Annotated in this window: 17 protein-coding genes; 3 read left to right on the top strand and 14 right to left on the bottom strand. The window is 58.4% G+C overall.

The annotated features are described in order from the left end of the window. Positions 1-2: 2 nt before the first annotated feature. Together moaD and pgsA are read right to left on the bottom strand one after the other, a co-directional pair. Positions 3-248: a molybdopterin converting factor subunit 1 gene (gene moaD / locus AC2FD9_RS15925; RefSeq protein WP_058278869.1), complete on the bottom strand. Its 246-nt coding sequence runs from the start codon at positions 246-248 to the stop codon at positions 3-5. Between the two features lie 3 nt (positions 249-251). Beyond that, positions 252-920: a CDP-diacylglycerol--glycerol-3-phosphate 3-phosphatidyltransferase gene (gene pgsA / locus AC2FD9_RS15930; protein WP_496758448.1), complete on the bottom strand. Its 669-nt coding sequence runs from the start codon at positions 918-920 to the stop codon at positions 252-254. Between the two features lie 178 nt (positions 921-1,098). Between pgsA and AC2FD9_RS15935 the strand changes: the two genes are divergently transcribed. Beyond that, the gene (locus AC2FD9_RS15935; RefSeq protein WP_496837815.1) at positions 1,099-1,983 is read left to right on the top strand and encodes a DMT family transporter; all 885 of its coding nucleotides are present in this window, start codon (positions 1,099-1,101) and stop codon (positions 1,981-1,983) included. On the opposite strand, the gene uvrC is transcribed toward AC2FD9_RS15935, so the two are convergent. From uvrC to AC2FD9_RS15970, 7 genes are all read right to left on the bottom strand, one after another. Continuing rightward, the gene (gene uvrC / locus AC2FD9_RS15940; RefSeq protein WP_496837786.1) at positions 1,980-3,854 is read right to left on the bottom strand and encodes an excinuclease ABC subunit UvrC; all 1,875 of its coding nucleotides are present in this window, start codon (positions 3,852-3,854) and stop codon (positions 1,980-1,982) included. The genes AC2FD9_RS15935 and uvrC overlap by 4 nt on opposite strands. A 290-nt stretch (positions 3,855-4,144) precedes the next feature. After that, positions 4,145-4,924: an SDR family oxidoreductase gene (locus AC2FD9_RS15945; protein ID WP_282121366.1), complete on the bottom strand. Its 780-nt coding sequence runs from the start codon at positions 4,922-4,924 to the stop codon at positions 4,145-4,147. Positions 4,925-4,945: 21 nt separating this feature from the next. After that, the gene (locus AC2FD9_RS15950) at positions 4,946-5,908 is read right to left on the bottom strand and encodes a calcium/sodium antiporter (RefSeq protein WP_058273628.1); all 963 of its coding nucleotides are present in this window, start codon (positions 5,906-5,908) and stop codon (positions 4,946-4,948) included. Between the two features lie 168 nt (positions 5,909-6,076). Next, positions 6,077-6,874 (bottom strand): S49 family peptidase, encoded by a 798-nt coding sequence (locus AC2FD9_RS15955; RefSeq protein WP_282121365.1) that lies wholly within the window; start codon positions 6,872-6,874, stop codon positions 6,077-6,079. 104 nt (positions 6,875-6,978) lie between these two features. Then, a complete protein-coding gene (locus AC2FD9_RS15960; RefSeq protein WP_058273631.1) occupies positions 6,979-7,740 on the bottom strand; it encodes an ABC transporter permease in 762 nt (253 codons plus the stop codon). Then, positions 7,737-8,666, bottom strand: coding sequence for an ABC transporter ATP-binding protein (locus AC2FD9_RS15965; RefSeq protein WP_058273632.1), 930 nt, complete (start codon positions 8,664-8,666; stop codon positions 7,737-7,739). Before AC2FD9_RS15965 ends, AC2FD9_RS15960 begins: the two co-directional genes overlap by 4 nt. A 101-nt stretch (positions 8,667-8,767) precedes the next feature. After that, a complete protein-coding gene (locus AC2FD9_RS15970; RefSeq protein WP_496738699.1) occupies positions 8,768-10,090 on the bottom strand; it encodes a TAXI family TRAP transporter solute-binding subunit in 1,323 nt (440 codons plus the stop codon). A 66-nt stretch (positions 10,091-10,156) separates the two neighbouring features. Between AC2FD9_RS15970 and AC2FD9_RS15975 the strand changes: the two genes are divergently transcribed. Continuing rightward, positions 10,157-11,266, top strand: coding sequence for a CaiB/BaiF CoA transferase family protein (locus tag AC2FD9_RS15975; protein WP_496837790.1), 1,110 nt, complete (start codon positions 10,157-10,159; stop codon positions 11,264-11,266). 47 nt (positions 11,267-11,313) lie between these two features. On the opposite strand, the gene hemE is transcribed toward AC2FD9_RS15975, so the two are convergent. Next, entirely contained in the window at positions 11,314-12,357 is a 1,044-nt protein-coding gene (gene hemE / locus AC2FD9_RS15980) for a uroporphyrinogen decarboxylase (protein WP_496761069.1), read from the bottom strand. A 108-nt stretch (positions 12,358-12,465) separates the two neighbouring features. Here hemE and hemC point away from each other — a divergent pair, with 108 nt between their 5' ends. Further along, positions 12,466-13,425 carry a hydroxymethylbilane synthase gene (gene hemC / locus AC2FD9_RS15985; RefSeq protein WP_282152556.1) on the top strand — a complete coding sequence of 320 codons (960 nt, stop codon included), beginning with the start codon at positions 12,466-12,468 and terminating at the stop codon, positions 13,423-13,425. Positions 13,426-13,654: 229 nt separating this feature from the next. On the opposite strand, the gene AC2FD9_RS15990 is transcribed toward hemC, so the two are convergent. From AC2FD9_RS15990 to AC2FD9_RS16005, 4 genes are read right to left on the bottom strand one after another with little or no spacing between them, the layout of a single operon-like run. Beyond that, positions 13,655-14,932, bottom strand: a complete 1,278-nt coding sequence (locus AC2FD9_RS15990) for an aspartate aminotransferase family protein (RefSeq protein WP_496837793.1) — start codon at positions 14,930-14,932, stop codon at positions 13,655-13,657. A 1-nt stretch (position 14,933) separates the two neighbouring features. Next, entirely contained in the window at positions 14,934-16,037 is a 1,104-nt protein-coding gene (locus tag AC2FD9_RS15995) for a mandelate racemase/muconate lactonizing enzyme family protein (protein ID WP_496837794.1), read from the bottom strand. Beyond that, positions 16,034-17,140, bottom strand: coding sequence for a mandelate racemase/muconate lactonizing enzyme family protein (locus AC2FD9_RS16000; RefSeq protein WP_496837796.1), 1,107 nt, complete (start codon positions 17,138-17,140; stop codon positions 16,034-16,036). Before AC2FD9_RS16000 ends, AC2FD9_RS15995 begins: the two co-directional genes overlap by 4 nt. Next, positions 17,137-17,421 (bottom strand): cupin domain-containing protein, encoded by a 285-nt coding sequence (locus tag AC2FD9_RS16005; RefSeq protein WP_496727263.1) that lies wholly within the window; start codon positions 17,419-17,421, stop codon positions 17,137-17,139. The genes AC2FD9_RS16000 and AC2FD9_RS16005 overlap by 4 nt, the downstream gene beginning before the upstream one ends. Between the last annotated feature and the right edge of the window lie 29 nt (positions 17,422-17,450).

Below are 17,450 nucleotides of genomic sequence, written 5' to 3' on the forward strand. Positions count from 1 at the left end.
ATTTAGCCGCCGGTCATCGGCGGGAAAAAAGCCACTTCGCGCACGCCAGAAAGCGATGCGTCAAAATCGGACAGTTCCTGATCCAGTGCCACGCGCAATGCGGACAGGTCCGCAAATGCGGCCGCATAGCGGTCTTCACGCGCGCTCAGCTCGGCGACCAGATCGGATACGGTTGCGGCCTCGGTTTCGATCCGCTCTTTCGGCAGGCCGATCCGTTCGCGTACCCATGCAAAATACAGCACGTCCATCCCTTAGCTCTCCTTCAGATGGGGCATGGCTTTACGTAGGTAGTCATAGCCGGTGATCAATGTCAGCGCTGCCGCGATCCACAACAGCCACAGCCCAATGCGACCGGACCAGAACATCGCCTCAAGGTGCCAGCGCATATGATTCAGGTCTTCCAATTGACCCGTTAGAACCTGATCCATCGTTGCGGCATCCATGCCGAATGTAGCCATCACAAAATAGTGCTCGAAAATCCCCTGCGAAAACAGAACCGCGATCGCCACCATCTGCGCGGTCGTTTTCCATTTCGCCAGCTTTGTGACCTTCAGCGTTCCGGCCGTATCGCCCAGATATTCCCGCAAGCCCGAGACAAAAACTTCGCGGAACAGGATGACCGTCGCTGGCAGCACCAACCAGGGCGTCCAGTGCTCAGCGGAGTAACCCACAAGGATCATCAGCGCGATCACCACCATCGCCTTGTCCGCAATCGGGTCCAGCATGGCGCCGATCTTGGTTTCCTGTTTCCACGCGCGCGCCAAGTATCCATCAAACCAGTCGGTAATGGCTGCCGTCAGAAACAGGATCAGCGCAAACCAGTCTGCATAGGGTCTGGTGAAATACAGAAACATTATGGCCAGACCGGGCGCGGCCAGCAGGCGCAGGACGGTCAGGATATTCGGCAGGTTCCACTTCATGAAGCAGACCCTACATCGCTGGCCGGGGACAGGAAAGACGGGGCGGAAAAAAACTGTACCGATCACAGAGGCTTGGTCAAAGCGCCGCAGTCCGGCGCGGCACCGGTTATTGGCCTTGGCCCCGGGTCGGATTGTCGTCAGAGTGCAGCCGACCAAGCCCAATGGCAAAGACGAACCGATGACCCCGAATATTGAGACCGACGCGCGCGCCAACCTGATCGGTAGCGCATGGATGATCGGCGCGATGGCATGTTTCGCACTGGAAGACGCGCTGCTGAAAGCGGCGGCGGTTGCCTTGCCCGTCTGGCAAATACTTGTCCTGTTCGGATTGGGTGGCGCGCTCATCTTTGCCTGTGTCGCAATGGCACGTGGCACGCAGCTGCTGCAACCGGATGTGCTGTCGCCTGCAATGAAGATCCGCGCGGTTTTCGAAATTCTTGGGCGGCTGCTCTACGTACTGGCCATCACATTGACGCCCTTGTCATCAGCAACTGTTATCCTGCAGGCCACCCCGCTTGTGGTCGTCGCCTGTGCCGCGCTTCTATTCGGAGAGACTGTTGGCTGGCGGCGGTGGAGTGCCATTCTCGTTGGCCTGATCGGCGTTGTGATCATCATCCAACCAACCGGAGACAGTTTCACCATCTTGTCTCTGTTGGCCGTGCTGGGGATGTTGGGATTTGCTGGTCGCGATCTAGCCAGTCGGGTCGCACCCGCCAGCCTTGGAACCGAAGTTTTAGGGTTCTATGGCTTTGTCAGCGTGATTGTCGCCGGGTTTGCCTACAGCTTTTGGGAACAGGCCCCCATCGCGCCTGTGCCGTTGCTCACAAGCCTGCATATAGCCGGAGCTGTGGGCCTTGGCGCAATCGCATACACATCCCTGATGAAGGCCATGCGAACCGGAGAGGTGTCCGCCGTCACGCCCTTCCGCTATTCCCGCCTGCTGTTCGGTGTTGCCCTGGGCGTGATCTTTTTCGGCGAGGAACTGGACCAGACAATGTGGATCGGTAGTGGTCTGATCGTGGCCTCCGGCCTCTACATCCTGTGGCGCGGGCGCAAGGTCTAGCCCTTGTCGTGGAAGAAATCATAAACTTTCTGCGCCAACCCGGCTGAGATCCCCTCGACCGCTTTCAAATCCGCCAGATTGGCCCGGCTAACAGCCTTGGCACTGCCGAAATGCGCCAGCAATGCCCGTTTGCGCGCAGCACCAACTCCGGGGATTTCGTCCAACGGCGTCGCGCCGACCGCTTTGGCCCGTTTGGCACGGTGAGTACCGATTGCAAACCGGTGCGCCTCGTCGCGCAGACGCTGAATAAAATACAGCACCGGGTCATTGCGTTTTAAGGCAAAGGGGCGCTGGCCAGTACGATGGAACTCTTCCTTGCCGTGATCGCGATCAACGCCCTTTGCAACACCGACCATAGGAATATCTTCGACCCCATGTTCAACCATGATTTCGCGCACAGCACTCACCTGCCCCGCGCCGCCGTCGATCAGTAACAGGTCGGGCCACAACCCCTTGTCACGATCCGGATCCTCTTTTTGCAAGCGGGTAAAGCGGCGGGTCAGAACCTCTTTCATCATGCCAAAGTCGTCACCGGGGGTCAGGTCATCACCCCGAATGTTGAACTTTCGATAGGCGTTTTTCATGTACCCTTCTGGGCCTGCCACGATCATCCCACCAACGGCGTTGGTGCCCTGGATATGAGAGTTATCGTAAACCTCAATCCGGTTCGGCGGGCTGTCCAGATCAAACGCTTCGGCCACACCACGCAGAAGCTTGGCCTGCGTGGCACTTTCCGACATCCGACGGGCCAGGGATTCCCGCGCGTTGCGCAAGGCGCCCGCAATCAGTTCCTGTTTCTCACCGCGCTGAGGCACGAGGATTTCGACCTTGCGACCTGCCTTCTCGCTCAGCGCCTCGTGCATTAGATCGGCATTTTCGACGGCGTCCGACAGGATCAGCTGCCGGGGCGGTTCCTTGTTGTCGTAGAACTGGCCAAGAAACGCCTCCATCACCTCTGCTGCAGACACATCCGCACCGACACGAGGATAGAAATCTTTGTTCCCCCAGTTCTGATTGGCGCGGATAAAGAACACCTGAACACAAGCCTGCCCGCTGTCCATATACAGGCCGATCACATCCGCCTCAGCCACGCCGCGCGGATTGATACCTTGGGACGTCTGCACCTGCGTCAGCGCCCGGATGCGATCCCGTAGCCCGGCGGCGCGTTCGAACTCCATCGCCTCGGACGCGGCCATCATCTGTTCGGCCAGTTCCTCTTGCACTTTGGTCGACCGCCCCGACAGGAACCGCTCGGCATCCTTGACGCTTTCGCCGTATTCGTCTTCCGAGATCAGGCCAACGCATGGCCCCGAGCATCGCTTGATTTGATAAAGCAGACAGGGCCGGGTGCGGCCGTCAAACATGGAATCCGAGCAGTTGCGCAGCAAAAACGCCTTTTGCAGCTGGTTCAACGTTCGATTGACCGCGCCAGCACTGGCGAAGGGGCCAAAATAGGTCCCCTTCTCTTTCTTCGCGCCACGGTGCTTTTTGATCTGCGGAAAGACATGGTCCTTGGCGACCAGAATATTGGGAAAACTTTTATCGTCCCGCAGCAGCACGTTGTACTTGGGCTTGAGCTGCTTGATCAGGTTCTGCTCAAGCAGCAGCGCCTCGGTCTCGGTCCGCGTGGTCAGGAACATCATCGAGGCCGTCGCCGCGATCATCCGCTCAATCCGCCCCGAATGTCCCGGCCGCGCATAGTTCGACACCCGCGCTTTAAGGTTGCGCGCCTTGCCGACGTACAGCACCCGGCTGTCCGCATCCAACATCCGATACACACCGGGTGAGCTGTCCAGCGTCTTCACATACCGCAAAATGCAGGTATAGCCGGTCAATTGAGTGTCAGGGGTCGAGTCGCTGTCTGTTGTCATTTGCCTGAGATATGATTCTCTGACCATGGCTGCAATCTTGTGGCCCCCAGATCAAGAGAAAACAAATCCACGGTTTCTGTGGATAAGTGTGAAGATAAGTTTCTGAGCGTGGCGAATTTCCCTTGATTCATTAAGGAATCCTTGATTTGCACAAAAAATAAGCAAATATTTAACTCATTGTTTTCATTGTATATAATTTCATTCACAAGGCAAGTGTATGAAAAAAAAGACATTTTTGTAACGCCAAGGTAACAGAACCGAGAGCGGTGCAAAACTTGCAGCAGTTTTACTTATTCAAGCCCCAGAACATCCGGTGTTTTCCACCCCAGATGCTGACCTCCGTCGACGCACAATAGTTGGCCTGTGACCGCATGCGCATCCAGGAAATAACCCAAAGCCGCGGTGATATCGGATGGGTTTGACCCGCGCTCCAGCACCGTGTTCGCGCGCTGCGCATTGAAGTGTTTTTGGCTTTGCCGATGACCTTGCATCGTTGGACCAGGCCCGATCGCGTTAACCCGGATCGCTGGCGAAAGCGCCTGCGCCGAGGTGCGCGTCAAGGCCCACAGACCCATCTTGGCAATCGTATAGGTCATGAACTCTGGCGTGAGCTTGCGCACCCGCATATCCACCATATTCACGATCAGCCCGGTGGCAACAGGCTCACCCGCCTTGTCCGTGCCCGGCTTCAGCCCCTGCTCGGCCATGGCCTGCGTCAGTACGAAAGGCGCGCGCAGGTTGCTGTCGAGGTGTCGGTCCCAGCTTTGCCGCGTGGCGGATTGAAGGTTGTCGTATTCAAAGATCGATGCGTTGTTCACCAGACAGGTGATCGGTCCGCCCAGCGCCTCTGCCGCACGGGGCAGCAAGGTCAGGACCTGCGCCTCATCCAGCAGATCGGCGTGCAAGGCGACCGCCTTGCGCCCAAGCGCGTGCACCTCGGCTACGGTTTCGGCGGCAGGTTGTTCAGACGTCGCATAGTGCACTGCGACGTCATATCCCCGGTTTGCCAGATACAGGGCCATTGCCCGACCAAGACGAATACCTGCACCGGTCACCAACGCTCGGGCCATGGATTTCCCCCTATCTTCAGGTCACGCCAACAGCGAGACGATGTAGACGGCATACAGCAGCGTCAACACCAGACCCCAGCCGCGTGTGATATCTTGTTTCAAGAACACGAACGGGATCAACAGAAGCGATGCGCCCAGCATGACCCACAGATCGAAACGCAGGAATTCCGGGTCCACCGGGATACGTCCAAACAAAGTGGCGATACCGACGATGGCCAAAAGGTTAAACATGTTCGACCCGATCACGTTACCCAAGGCGACATCCGCTTGCCTACGTAAGGCCGCCATCACAGTCGTTGCCAGTTCCGGCAGGGATGTCCCAACTGCGATCAGCGTCAGTCCGATAATCGTTTCGCTGACGCCGTATGTGCGGGCAATGATCGTGGCGTTGTCGACCAATAGATGCGCACCCATCGGCAGGCCTATCAGGCCCAGGACCAGATAGATCGATAGTTTCCAATAGGGCATGTCCGGATCGGCCTCTTCCAGACCTTCCAGCTCATCCTCTTCCGCGCAGGCTTCACCGCAGGCTTTGCGATGCGCGCGCGCATCGCGGAACGCGTTAAGCAGGACCAATCCCAAAGCAGCCAGCAAGATCGCACCACTGGCAATGTTGAACACGCCGCAAAATGCCAGGCCGATGAACAGCACCGTGGCCAGCAGCATGAAAACATAGTTTCTTCTGGTGTTGCATTCGCTGGTGTGCAGCGTGGCAAGCAAGGCTGGCAAACCCAGAACCAGCAAGATGTTTGCCGTGTTCGACCCGACCACGTTACCCAGCGCAATCCCCGGCGCGTTTTCCTTGATCGCACTGATCGCGATTAACAGCTCGGGGGCCGAGGTGCCAAAGGCCACAATGGTCAGGCTGACGATCAGGGCTGGTACACCCAGGCGCAGGCTCAGGTTCACTGCGCCGCGGACCAGAGCATCACCTGCGAGAAGCAAGATCAGCAAGCCGAGGCCGGATAACAGCCATGCCGTCATGTACGGCCTCCTTTTTCGCAGGAGCAAGGCCCCTTACCGATACTGAACCGTCCACAGCGCGGACATCTTGCAGATTGCAACTTCTTCTGCCCCGGAAAGCGCAGCTTGCCGAACATCGCCAAGACACCCATGGCAATCAGGAAAAGGGTGACAATCTTGACAATCACGTCACAAACCAAAGCGCGCGTAAGCCGCCCGCTCCTCAATTCCGGTTATGGCGTCTTGCGCAAGTGTGGCACCGAACCGCGACCAGAACGGTTTGCGCAGGCCATAGCGGCGGAACTTCACCTTGTCGCCGAACCGCTCCTGCATTTTCGGCCTCAGGTGCGCGACGCCGTCAATCAGGCCCAGTTCCTGCGCACGCCTGGCAAGCCAGACCTCGCCGGTGAACAGATCCGCACTTTGATCCAGCTTGTCACCGCGACGGGCTTTGACATGGTCAATGAAGTTCGCGTGGATATCACCCAGCAACCCTTGCAGCCGCGCGACATCTTCTTCTTTCTCCGGCGAAAACGGGTCGAGCATTGATTTTGATTTGCCCGCCGTATGTACGCGCCGCTCGATGCCTTGCCGCGCCAGAAGGACATGCGCGCCAAACCCAGCCGAAATCACACCGATCGAACCCAGGACCGAGCTGTCATCCGCCCAGATTTCGTCGGCGGCAGCGGCCAGCCAGTAGCCGCCAGACGCTGCAACGTCTTCGACAAAGGCGATAACGGGGATCTCAAGCTCTTCCGACAGCCGCCGGATTCGCGACCCGATCAGAGAGCTTTGCACCGGCGATCCACCGGGCGAGTTGATCTCAAGCGCCACGGCCGCAGGTTTGCCTTTGCGAAACGCCTTTTCCAGAACGGGGGCCAGCGCGGTGTCGTTCAACGATCCACGCCCCGCCATTCCGATGGCGCCGGACAGGCGAACCACGGCCACGAGGGGCTGCTTTTTGACAAATGGCAGGCTGAGCTTCATGGGTGCCGATGTAGAGTGCAGCCGGGCCCTAAACAAGGGACCGTTCGGGCCTTAGACGTGACGTGAACCAAATTCACACACATGGCGGGCAAAAATGCAACGCCCTAGCTGCGAATGCGCCAACCGGTTTTGAAGATCCAGCCGATCACAGCCAGACAAGTCCCCGTGAAGACCAGAATCGCCAACAGGCTGAATCCGATCGGGACATCGGCCAACCCGTAAAACGACCAGCGGAACCCGGAAATCAGATAAACAACCGGGTTGAACAGGGTGATCGTCTGCCACACTGGCGGCAGCATCGAGATCGAATAGAACGTGCCGCCCAGAAATATCAGTGGCGTGACAACCAGTTGGGGCACCAAAGATATCTGTTCAAAGTTGCTGGCCCATATCCCGACGATAAAGCCTAACAGCGAAAAACTGAGGCAGGACAGGATCAGGAACGCCGCCATCGCAAAGGGATGTTCTATGCGTATGTCCACGAAGAATGTGGCTGTCACAAGGATTACCAGCCCGACAAATAGCGACTTGGTGGCGGCGGCCCCGACGTAACCTATTACGATCTCTATGAAATTCACCGGCGCCGACAACAGTTCGTAGATCGTACCAAGGAATTTCGGGAAGTAGATCCCGAATGACGCGTTCGAGATTGCCAGCATCACAACGGACAACATGATAAGCCCCGGCACGATAAACGCGCCATAAGATACACCCTCGACCTCTTGGATGCGGCTGCCGATCGCAGTGCCGAAGACCACAAAATACAACGAGGTCGACAGGACCGGCGACAGAAAGCTCTGCGCCAGAGTGCGGAAGAACCGGGCCATTTCGAACCGGTAGATTGCAGCGATGGCAGACCAGTTCATGCGGGTTCTCCGGATACCAGGTTCACGAAAATCTCTTCCAAGCTCGACTGCCGGGTCTGCACGTCGCGCAGAACAAGCCCCGCCTGCGCCACATCGTTCAGCAAAGTGGTGATCCCAGTGCGGTCCGCGTGCGTGTCATAGGTATAGACCAGCGCATCGCCATTGCCGTTCAGCGTCAGGTTATGCACAGCCAGACTATCGGGAATGGCCTGGATAGGATCGGCCAGCATAACCTCGATCTGTTTCTTGCCCATCTGGGCCATCAGGGTGTTCTTGTCCTGCACCAGCCGCAGCTCACCCTTGTCGATCACACCTACCCTGTCGGCAATGGCTTCGGCCTCTTCGATGTAATGTGTCGTCAGGATGATGGTGACCCCGGCCTTTTTCAGCTCGGCCACGATCTCCCACATGTCCTTGCGCAGTTCGACATCTACGCCGGCGGTCGGCTCATCCAGGAACAGCACGCGCGGCTCATGTGCCAGGGCCTTGGCAATCAGCACGCGGCGCTTCATGCCACCGGACAGTTCCTTGATCGCGTTTTTACGCTTGTCCCACAGAGACAGCTTGCGCAGGATCTCTTCGATCCGGGCATTGTCGCTGCCATATCCGAACAGGCCGCGAGAGAACCGGACCGTGTTCCAAACTTTCTCAAACGGCTCAAGCGCGATTTCCTGCGGCACCAGCCCGATCATCCGGCGCGCGGCACGAAATTCGGTCTGGATGTCATGCCCACCTACGGTAACGGTGCCCGAAGTCGGCGTGGTAATGCCACACACGGTGGAAATCAGCGTTGTCTTGCCAGCCCCGTTTGGGCCCAGCAACGCCAGAATTTCGCCCTGCTCGATATCCAAGGACACTCCTTTGAGCGCCTCGAATCCGTCGGCATAGGACTTACGCAAATCCCTAATGGACAGAATAGTTGTCATGCACATTCCCTGTTCTGGCGGGGACACTACCCCGATGGCCCGTCACAGAACAGGTCAATTCCGCACATTGTTCTGCGCTTTTTTGTGGGCGCGCAGCTTGGTCAGGTCTGACTATGCTGCTGCAATTCGGCCACCCGTTTTTGTACAAGTTCGACATGCAACCGCGCATCGTACAGTCCTTGCCGATAGGCCGCGGGCAGCCGCAACGTTGCGAGGCGTTCATCTAGGGCGTTCAGATGCGCCTGCATCTCGCGCAGCTCGTTGACACCGGGATTGTTGGCCAGTTCCTCCTCAATTTCCCGGATTTCGGGGTAGTGCTGCCAAACCCGCCACCGCATCGCGTAGGCATAGGCCATAGGCACAAGCCGGATCAGAGGCACGACAATGAAAAAGAACGGCAGCAACAGCAAAAGAACCCGGTTAATCTGTGCCGCGATCCAATAGGGCAGCCAATTATGCCATGTCGAAGGACCATCAACAATTAGCTGCCGAGCCGTATTGTTGATAGTCATCCCTGCACCTTCGAGGTTGGGGAATGCCCCCGGATCGGCGATAATTCCGCGGGCACTGTGCAATTCAATCGCCGCCATCGTCAGACGGTTGATCAGCGCAGGGTGCAAATCCGGTCGCACGACCAGACGGGCTTCGATCGCTATCAACTCTACCGGTCGCGGCGGAAGAACTGGGTCCAACGACATTCCTCCCGCCGGAACTGTCACCACCGTCGCGTATTCCAACCGCCGCGAGATCGCCTGAACATGATCCAGCGCCAGCACGCGAAGCCCCGGCTCTGCATATGCGGCCTTCAGATAGGGAGCTTCGATGGGCGCAACATAGACGGCGATATCCAAATCCCCGTCCAACAAAGCGGCCGCGGCTTTTGCATAGGGGATTGAGAAATGTATATTATCCCCCTCATTCAAGCCGACCGCCTTTTCGAAATCCCGAAAAGCCGCAGCCGTACCTGAGCCTGGTGCGCCGCTGTTGATCCTTAAACCGGTCCACAAGGCGGGGTTCTTTGGGATTGTTGCGCCTTCGTTGACCAAAAAGATGATGGGTTCAAAAAACGCTGCCCCGACGGCCTCAGCCTTTTTGGGATCAACCCGGATACCGCCTTGTAGAAACGCAGCGTCGACATCGCCCGCACTAAGCAGTTCAGCATTTTCGACCGAACCAGCGGTATCCAGTATTTCCAGTTGAATATCATCGCGCGCCAGAATTTCGGCGTAGTCTCGCGCAACCGTTTCATAAGCGCCGCCTTCTGGACCCGCCGCCAACATCATACTGCCAGGGGGATGCAGGCGCGAAAACACGCCTACCAACACCGCCAGCGCAACGGCGCTACCAAAAAGGAACCACAACCGCATCCGAGCCTCGCTCTCCATCCCGTTTGGAACGCTAAGGATCGCGTGACCATCTGGCAAGTCAGCAGAATCCGGGCTTGCAATCCCCGGGCATCCCCGAAAACCTGCGCAGAAAGGAGAGGGCTCATGCTCAGCGGAATACGGATCATTGAAATTGAAGGTTTGGGGCCAGGTCCGTTCGCCGCCATGCTGCTGGCCGATCTGGGGGCGGACGTCATTACGATCCACCGCAAAGACCAGCCTGCCGTACCGGGTATGCCCGAGCAATCCGTCCTGGATCGCGGAAAACGCTCGATTGACTTGAATCTGAAGGATGCCGCCGATCTGGACATCGCAAGGCGTCTGATCGCCTCGGCCGATGCGCTAATCGAAGGGTTCCGCCCCGGCGTGATGGAAAAACTGGGACTGGGTCCCGACACGTTCAACGCGTCGAACCCCAAACTGGTCTATGGTCGCATGACCGGATGGGGTCAGAACAGCCCGTTGTCTGAAACTGCAGGGCACGATCTGAACTACATCTCATTGTCCGGGGCATTGTGGTATGCATCAGCAGCGGGCCAGCCCCCGCAGACCCCGGCGACCCTGGTCGGGGATATAGGCGGCGGTGCCATGTATCTAGTTGCCGGTATTCTTGCCGGGCTTCTCAACGCGCAGCGGACCGGACAGGGTACCGTGGTTGATGCCGCCATTTATGACGGATCGGCCCACATGATGAACTTGTTGATGAGTATGCGCCAAACCGGAAACCTGTCAGAAGCGCGCGGTCAAAGCCTGCTGGATGGCCCACATTGGAGCCGCACTTACGTGTGCCTGGACGGGGGCTTCATGTCCGTCCAGTGTCTTGAGCCCAAGTTCTACGCCGAATTCCTGCAAAAACTGGGCCTCACCAACGATACCGAATTCAAAAACCAATATGTTCCGGCACTTTGGCCCAAACTCACGCAACGGCTCACCGACATATTCGCCAGCAAACCCCGCGCCCACTGGGCCGATATATTCCAAGGTTCCGACGCCTGCGTCGCCCCCGTACTCGACCCGGTCGAGGCGCAAGCCCATCCCATGAACGCCGCGCGCCATACCTGGATCGACCATGACGGAGCGCTGCAGGCTGCGGCCGCGCCCCGCTTTTCGACCGAGACATGGCAGCCCAAAACCAGCCCACGCCGAGGCGAACACAGGCAGGAAATTCTGGATCAGCTGTCCACCAACGCGTCTCCTGACCCTTCACCTCGCTAAAATTTTCCCTGGGTGAGTTGGCCGAAATCCAAGAGGGGCTGGCCCCTCTACGCGTCCCGCCACGACCGCACCGTGTCGATCATCAGTTGAACGTTTTCAGGATCGGCATCTGGCGTGATCCCGTGGCCCAGATTAAAGATATGCGGTCCTTTCGAGAACGCCTCGACAATCTGACGCGTCTCATCCACCAGCGCCTGTCCGCCGGTCACCATGTGTGACGAGGCCAGATTGCCCTGAACGCAGCCATCCACCTGCACATGCTCGACCGCCCAATCCGGCGACACGGAGTTGTCCAGCGCAACGCAATCCACGCCGGTGGTCTTGGCAAAACCTATGTAACCATCACCTGCCTCGCGCGGGAAACCGATCACCGGGATGCCCGGATGGCGCTGCTTGATGGCCTGCGTGATCACACGGCAAGGCTCGACCGCATATTTTTGAAAGGCATCGCCCTTCAGCGACCCGGCCCAGCTGTCGAAAATCTTCACCACCTCGGCCCCGGCCTCGATTTGGGCCGAAAGATATTCGATGGTGGCCAGCGTGATCCGCTCCAGCAGCGCTTCGAACAGGGCGGTGTTTTCCTCGCGCAGCGCATGAGCCGGTCCCTGATCTGGCGTGCCGCGACCGGCGATCATGTAGGTCGCAACCGTCCATGGCGCGCCTGCGAACCCGATAAGGGTGGTCTCGGATGGCAATTCTCGCGAAAGGATTCGGACAGTTTCGTACACCGGCGACAGGGTTTCATGGATATCCGATACCGGTTTCAGCGCATCGAAATCGGATTGCTGAGTGATCGTCGACAACCGCGGCCCCTCACCTGTGACAAACCACAGATCCGCACCCAGAGCTTGCGGCACCAACAGAATGTCAGCAAACAGGATAGCCGCGTCAAAGCCATAGCGGCGGATCGGCTGTAACGTCACCTCGGCCGCCAACTCGGGGTTATAACACAAAGACAAAAAGTCCCCGGCCTGCGCCCGGGTTGCGCGGTACTCCGGCAAATAACGCCCCGCCTGCCGCATCATCCAGATTGGTGGCACGTCCTGTACTTCGCCAGCCAGCGCCCGCAGCAGTTTCTTTGTCTCGGCCATCTTTGTCCCCACTCGTCTGGTTTGCGGCAAACGGGTCTGCCTTCGGCGTCAATTTGTCAAGGTCTGCCCCCATTGTCAGGGCAATGTGACGCGACTAAAGCTGTGCACATGACACTGACCCTGCCAACCCCCGCATCACCGCTCAAAATCGGCACTCGTGGCTCACCGCTGGCGCTGGCGCAAGCTTATGAAACCCGAGAGCGACTGGGCAAAGCCTTTGATCTGCCCGAAGACGCGTTTGAGATTGTGGTGATCAAGACCACCGGTGACAACCGCGCCATGATTGATGCGGACCGCCCGCTGAAAGAGATTGGCAACAAGGGCCTGTTCACCAAGGAAATCGAAGAGGCGATGCTGCGCGGAGATATCGACATCGCGGTGCATTCAACCAAGGACATGCCGGTTGAACAGCCAAAAGGTCTTGTCCTGGACACGTTTCTGCCGCGCGAAGATGTGCGCGACGCCTTTATCTCACCCAGCCTGAGTTCGATCCGTGACCTCACGCAGGGTGCAGTTGTGGGCACCTCATCGCTGCGGCGGCGGGCACAATTGTTGAACCGTCGACCGGACCTGAACGTGGTCGAGTTTCGGGGCAATGTTCAAACGCGCCTCAAGAAGCTGGCAGATGGTGTGGCCGATTGCACGTTTCTGGCCATGGCCGGCATCCGGCGTCTGAATATGGAGGAGGCTCCCGCAACCGCCATCGCCGTCGAAGATATGCTGCCCGCCATCGCCCAAGGCACGATCGGCATCGAACGCCGTGGCGATGATTCCCGTGCGGCCGAAATGCTCGAGGCCATCCACCATGCTGAGACCGCGCAGCGATTGGCAGCAGAACGCGCGTTGCTGGCCGCTTTGGACGGCTCTTGCGAAACGCCGATCGCGGGTTTGGCAGAAAAAAAAGGTGATCAACTACGCCTGCGCGGTGAGGTTTTGCGCCCCGACGGGTCCGAATCCATATCCGAGGACACCACTGGGTCGGTCGCAGATGGCCCGGAAATAGGTCGCGCCATGGCAGAATCCCTGCTGAAACAGGCAGGCCCAGGCTTTTTTGATTGGAAGAAATAAAAAAGTTTATGAAAAGTGAACTACTTCACTGAGACAGCACCGTCGATGGTGCATAAAGTATTCATACCGGTTGTGAAGTCGGGTCGGTCTCGAAATAGTCGAAAGTTCTTTTAGTCCGTTCTCTTTTAAGTGGTATTCGAGGGGGCGAGACCAGACCCTGAAATCCAACCAGTTAGGGCCGCTGTCAGAAATGACAGCGGCCCGCTTACTTTTATGGCCTTTTTGACCCTCAGGCTGCGCTGATCGCCTGAACCGCTTTCTCAACGGCCATCCGCGTCTGATCCAGATCTGCTTGGGTCACAGCCAGAGACGGATAGAGTTTGCCGGGGGCTTTGAAAATCCCGTGTGCGCGCAGCGAATCGTTGTAGACAGCGTTTCGTCGGGGGTCGTCATGTTTGGCGCTGCGGTAATCACGACAGTCCGTATCGGTGAAATAGATGTCGAATAGGGTTTCGTCCCCGCAGATTTGATGCGGAATGCCAGCCCCGGTCAGAGCATCCATCTGCATCTGCTGAAGCTCGGCGCCGATTTCACGCAGATGGTCATACATGCCGTCGCGCCGCAAAACCTCCATTGTCTTCAACCCGGCAGCCGAAGCGACGGGGTTACCCGACAGCGTGCCCAACTGCATCAGCCAGCCTTCCTCGCCAACTTTCGCTTTGTCGAAATGCTGCATGATCTCAGCGCTTGCGCCCAGCGCGGCCAAAGGGAAGCCGCCGCCGATGATTTTGCCCAAGGTGCAGATGTCGGGCGTCACGCCATATTTCTCTTGCGCACCGCCATATGCCAAACGGAATCCGGTGACGATTTCATCGAAAATCAGCAGAACATTGTGCTTGTCGCAAAGATCGCGCAACCCCTGAAGGTATCCGGGTGCCGGAGGGACAATTCGTTGCAACGGCTCAACCATGATCGCGGCAACGTCATCATGCTCGGCCAGTAGATTGGCCACCGCATCAAGATCATTGAAGGGCGCGATCAGCATCTGCTCAGCCACACTGTCGGGAATGCCCGCGCTGTCCGGGACAGGTTGGGGGAAGTTGACGTGGCGGCTGGGGGCCAGGCTCATCTGTGCCTCGGCGCTCATCCCGTGATAGCCGCCTTCGAATTTCAGGATCTTGCTACGGCCAGTATAGGCACGGGCCAGACGAATGGCGTACATATCAGCCTCCCCCCCCGCAGCGACAAAGCGGACCTGCTCGCAACACGGCACCGCGTCAACGATGGCCTCGGCCAGTTCGATGCCCCGGGCGTTGTTGGCAAAGAAAGTCATACCCTTGGGCAGCTGTTCCAGCACGGCTTCCATGACCTCGGGGTGACCATGGCCCAGCAGCATCGGGCCCGAACCGATCAGGTAGTCCACATATTCGTTGCCATCCTCATCCCAGACATGGCTGCCCTCACCGCGCGCGATGATGATACCGGGATCGAAATTACCAAACCCACCGGCGGGCAGTACCTCATTCGCGCGGGCGATCCATTCGGATTGGGTGTTGATTTTCAGCATCTCAAACGATCTCCAAAATTGGCGGACCAAGAACCTCTGGGTCTGGCACAACACCTAACCCCGGCCCGTCGGGCGGGGCAATCCGGCCGTTTTCACGGTTTGGTGCGTCGGGGCAAATGCGAGGCGCCACATAAGATGACAGGTCACATGTATTCATCAGTGACCCGTGCGGGGTCGAGGCCGCAAAATGCAGCGACGCTGCGGTGACTAAATCCGAGCCCCAGGTACATTCGGCACAAATCTCAGCCCCGAAATGCACGGTCAGATCACGCGCCCGGCGCATGGCCGACAACCCGCCGAACTTCGAAAGCTTGAGCGCAACAGCATCCATGCAGCCCAACTCATGCGCGCGCCGTAGTGATGCCAGATCATGGGCATTCTCGTCGATCTTCATAGGTAAGCCAGTGGCCTGTCGAACCGCCGCACAGTCCTCAAGTGTTTTGCAGGGCTGTTCCAGCATCACATCCAAGTGGGCCACCGCCCTGCCCGTTCGCGTAGCTTGCAAGCGTGAAGCACCGCAGTTCCAGTCGCCATAAACCAGAGGCCCCGGTCCCACGGCCTCGCGCACTTTGGTCAAACGCTCGGCGTCGGCCTGCCAGTCGCCTTCGACCCCTAGCTTGACCTGAAACTGGCGAATGCCGGTCTGGTAGGCCGTCTTGGCGATCCGCGCCATATCATCCGGCGCGACGCAGGTGATCGAGTGGTACAGCGGCATGTCCTTCCGCGTCCGCCCGCCCAGCAGCGCATAGACCGGCTGGCCCGTTGCCTGCCCGAACAAATCCCAAAGCGCGATGTCGACGAGGGACTTGGCATAGAGATGCCCCTGCAGGAACCCGTCCAGCTTTCGCATCGGCGCATCTACCCCGAAGGGGGACATGCCCAGAATCTCGCGGCCCATCTCTGTCACTGCGCCCGGCACTCCGCCCGCAAACGCTGGCAGGTAATGCGGGATCGGGCAGACCTCGCCCCAACCCTTCAGGCCTGTATCTGTCTGAAGGCACAGGATATGAGAGGTCACGGTCGCGCAGGTCTTACCCTCAGCCATGTGATAGGTCTCATGACTCGTCAGATCGACGGCCCAGAGCGTTATCCTGATGACCCTCAATGATAAACCCCAACGGGATCGCCCAACGCATCTTCGTCAGGGTGCACACCAAGTCCCGGCGTTTCCGGCAAATGCAGGTGGCCGTCGATATTGCGGGAGCCTCGCCCACCAGCGACATCGACGGTGATCATATCCTGGCACGCCCAGACCGCGTGACAATTATCGTCCGGAATGGTGGCCGCCAGATGCAGCGCCTCAGTATCGGCCAGAACCGAACCACCGGTGGCCATCACGAACATGTCGATTCCATGCGCCAACGCGATGTCCCGCATCCGTGCCGCCTTGGTCAGGCCACCGACACGGTTCAGCTTTATTCCGAACACCTCAGCCAACCCTTCGCGGGCAATGCGGGCGGCGTCTTGCAGGGTTACAAGACTTTCATCCACTGAAACGGGTGAGGCGTGGCGGCCCGAAATCGCGGCGATATCGTCCAGCGACTCGCAGGGCTGTTCAAACATCACGTTCAGATCCTCACAGGCGCTCATCACCCGCAGGGCTTGCTGCCGGGTCCAGCCACGGTTGACGTCATAAAGGACGATCTCGCCGGGGCGTCGGATGCTTTCCACGTCACGGACGCGGGCAATGTCGCGTTCTACATCCCCACCGATTTTAACCGAATGCGCAACGTAGCCTCGGCTGCGATAGCGCTCCATCACTTCGCGCGTTTCTTCGACGGTCTTCGCACCGACCGACGAGGCAATCGGGCGCGGCGTGCGAGACCCGCCGCCCATCAGATCGGCAATTGGCAGACCGGCGGCCTGACCCGCAATATCCCAGCAAGCCATATCAATGGGGCTTTTGGCATAGAGGTGGCCTGGCAGAGCGATATCCATCGCCCGTTCGACATCCAGCACCCGACGCGGATCAAGGCCCAGAATGAACGGTGCCATCGTCTGAATTCCGGCGCGAATACCCGGACCGTGGGCTGGAACATATGTGTGGCCCCACGGAGTACCCTCGCCCCAACCGGTCAGACCTGAATCGGTTTCGATCTTTACAATCGTTGCGTCGAGCGTTTCAAACTTCAACCGCCCGCCAGACAACCAATACGGATGCTCAAGCGGTAGGTCGACATGGTAGACTGAAAGACGAGTGATTTTCATTTCAGTTCCACTTCAACAAAGGTCATCGGCGCGTCCCCGGCATTGATCACGTTGTGTTCGACACCCTCGTCGCGGCGATAAGTTACTCCCGCAGCAACCGTTACTTCATTGACCAAACCATCGGGCAGTTCCAGCCGCATATGGCAATCGGTTATGGCGGTGATGACGTAGTCCATTGCGTGGCGATGCCATCCCGTTTCGGCCCCCGGTGCAAAGTCAAATCGCGTCACACGCACGCGGGCGTCATCAATCATCTGAGTGGCTTCGGCTTGCGGTCTCATAGACGGAACTCCTCAATCGGGCTACTGGG

The sequence above is a fragment of the Ruegeria sp. YTSC230 genome (assembly GCF_059609665.1).

What these genes read in the sequence shown, in the direction of transcription:
- moaD (WP_058278869.1), bottom strand. Translation starts at nt 248, where the DNA reads ATGGACGTGCTGTATTTTGCATGGGTACGCGAACGGATCGGCCTGCCG.
- pgsA (WP_496758448.1), bottom strand. Translation starts at nt 920, where the DNA reads ATGAAGTGGAACCTGCCGAATATCCTGACCGTCCTGCGCCTGCTGGCC.
- AC2FD9_RS15935 (WP_496837815.1), top strand. Translation starts at nt 1,099, where the DNA reads ATGACCCCGAATATTGAGACCGACGCGCGCGCCAACCTGATCGGTAGC.
- uvrC (WP_496837786.1), bottom strand. Translation starts at nt 3,854, where the DNA reads ATGACAACAGACAGCGACTCGACCCCTGACACTCAATTGACCGGCTAT.
- AC2FD9_RS15945 (WP_282121366.1), bottom strand. Translation starts at nt 4,924, where the DNA reads ATGGCCCGAGCGTTGGTGACCGGTGCAGGTATTCGTCTTGGTCGGGCA.
- AC2FD9_RS15950 (WP_058273628.1), bottom strand. Translation starts at nt 5,908, where the DNA reads ATGACGGCATGGCTGTTATCCGGCCTCGGCTTGCTGATCTTGCTTCTC.
- AC2FD9_RS15955 (WP_282121365.1), bottom strand. Translation starts at nt 6,874, where the DNA reads ATGAAGCTCAGCCTGCCATTTGTCAAAAAGCAGCCCCTCGTGGCCGTG.
- AC2FD9_RS15960 (WP_058273631.1), bottom strand. Translation starts at nt 7,740, where the DNA reads ATGAACTGGTCTGCCATCGCTGCAATCTACCGGTTCGAAATGGCCCGG.
- AC2FD9_RS15965 (WP_058273632.1), bottom strand. Translation starts at nt 8,666, where the DNA reads ATGACAACTATTCTGTCCATTAGGGATTTGCGTAAGTCCTATGCCGAC.
- AC2FD9_RS15975 (WP_496837790.1), top strand. Translation starts at nt 10,157, where the DNA reads ATGCTCAGCGGAATACGGATCATTGAAATTGAAGGTTTGGGGCCAGGT.
- hemE (WP_496761069.1), bottom strand. Translation starts at nt 12,357, where the DNA reads ATGGCCGAGACAAAGAAACTGCTGCGGGCGCTGGCTGGCGAAGTACAG.
- hemC (WP_282152556.1), top strand. Translation starts at nt 12,466, where the DNA reads ATGACACTGACCCTGCCAACCCCCGCATCACCGCTCAAAATCGGCACT.
- AC2FD9_RS15990 (WP_496837793.1), bottom strand. Translation starts at nt 14,932, where the DNA reads ATGCTGAAAATCAACACCCAATCCGAATGGATCGCCCGCGCGAATGAG.
- AC2FD9_RS16000 (WP_496837796.1), bottom strand. Translation starts at nt 17,140, where the DNA reads ATGAAAATCACTCGTCTTTCAGTCTACCATGTCGACCTACCGCTTGAG.
- AC2FD9_RS16005 (WP_496727263.1), bottom strand. Translation starts at nt 17,421, where the DNA reads ATGAGACCGCAAGCCGAAGCCACTCAGATGATTGATGACGCCCGCGTG.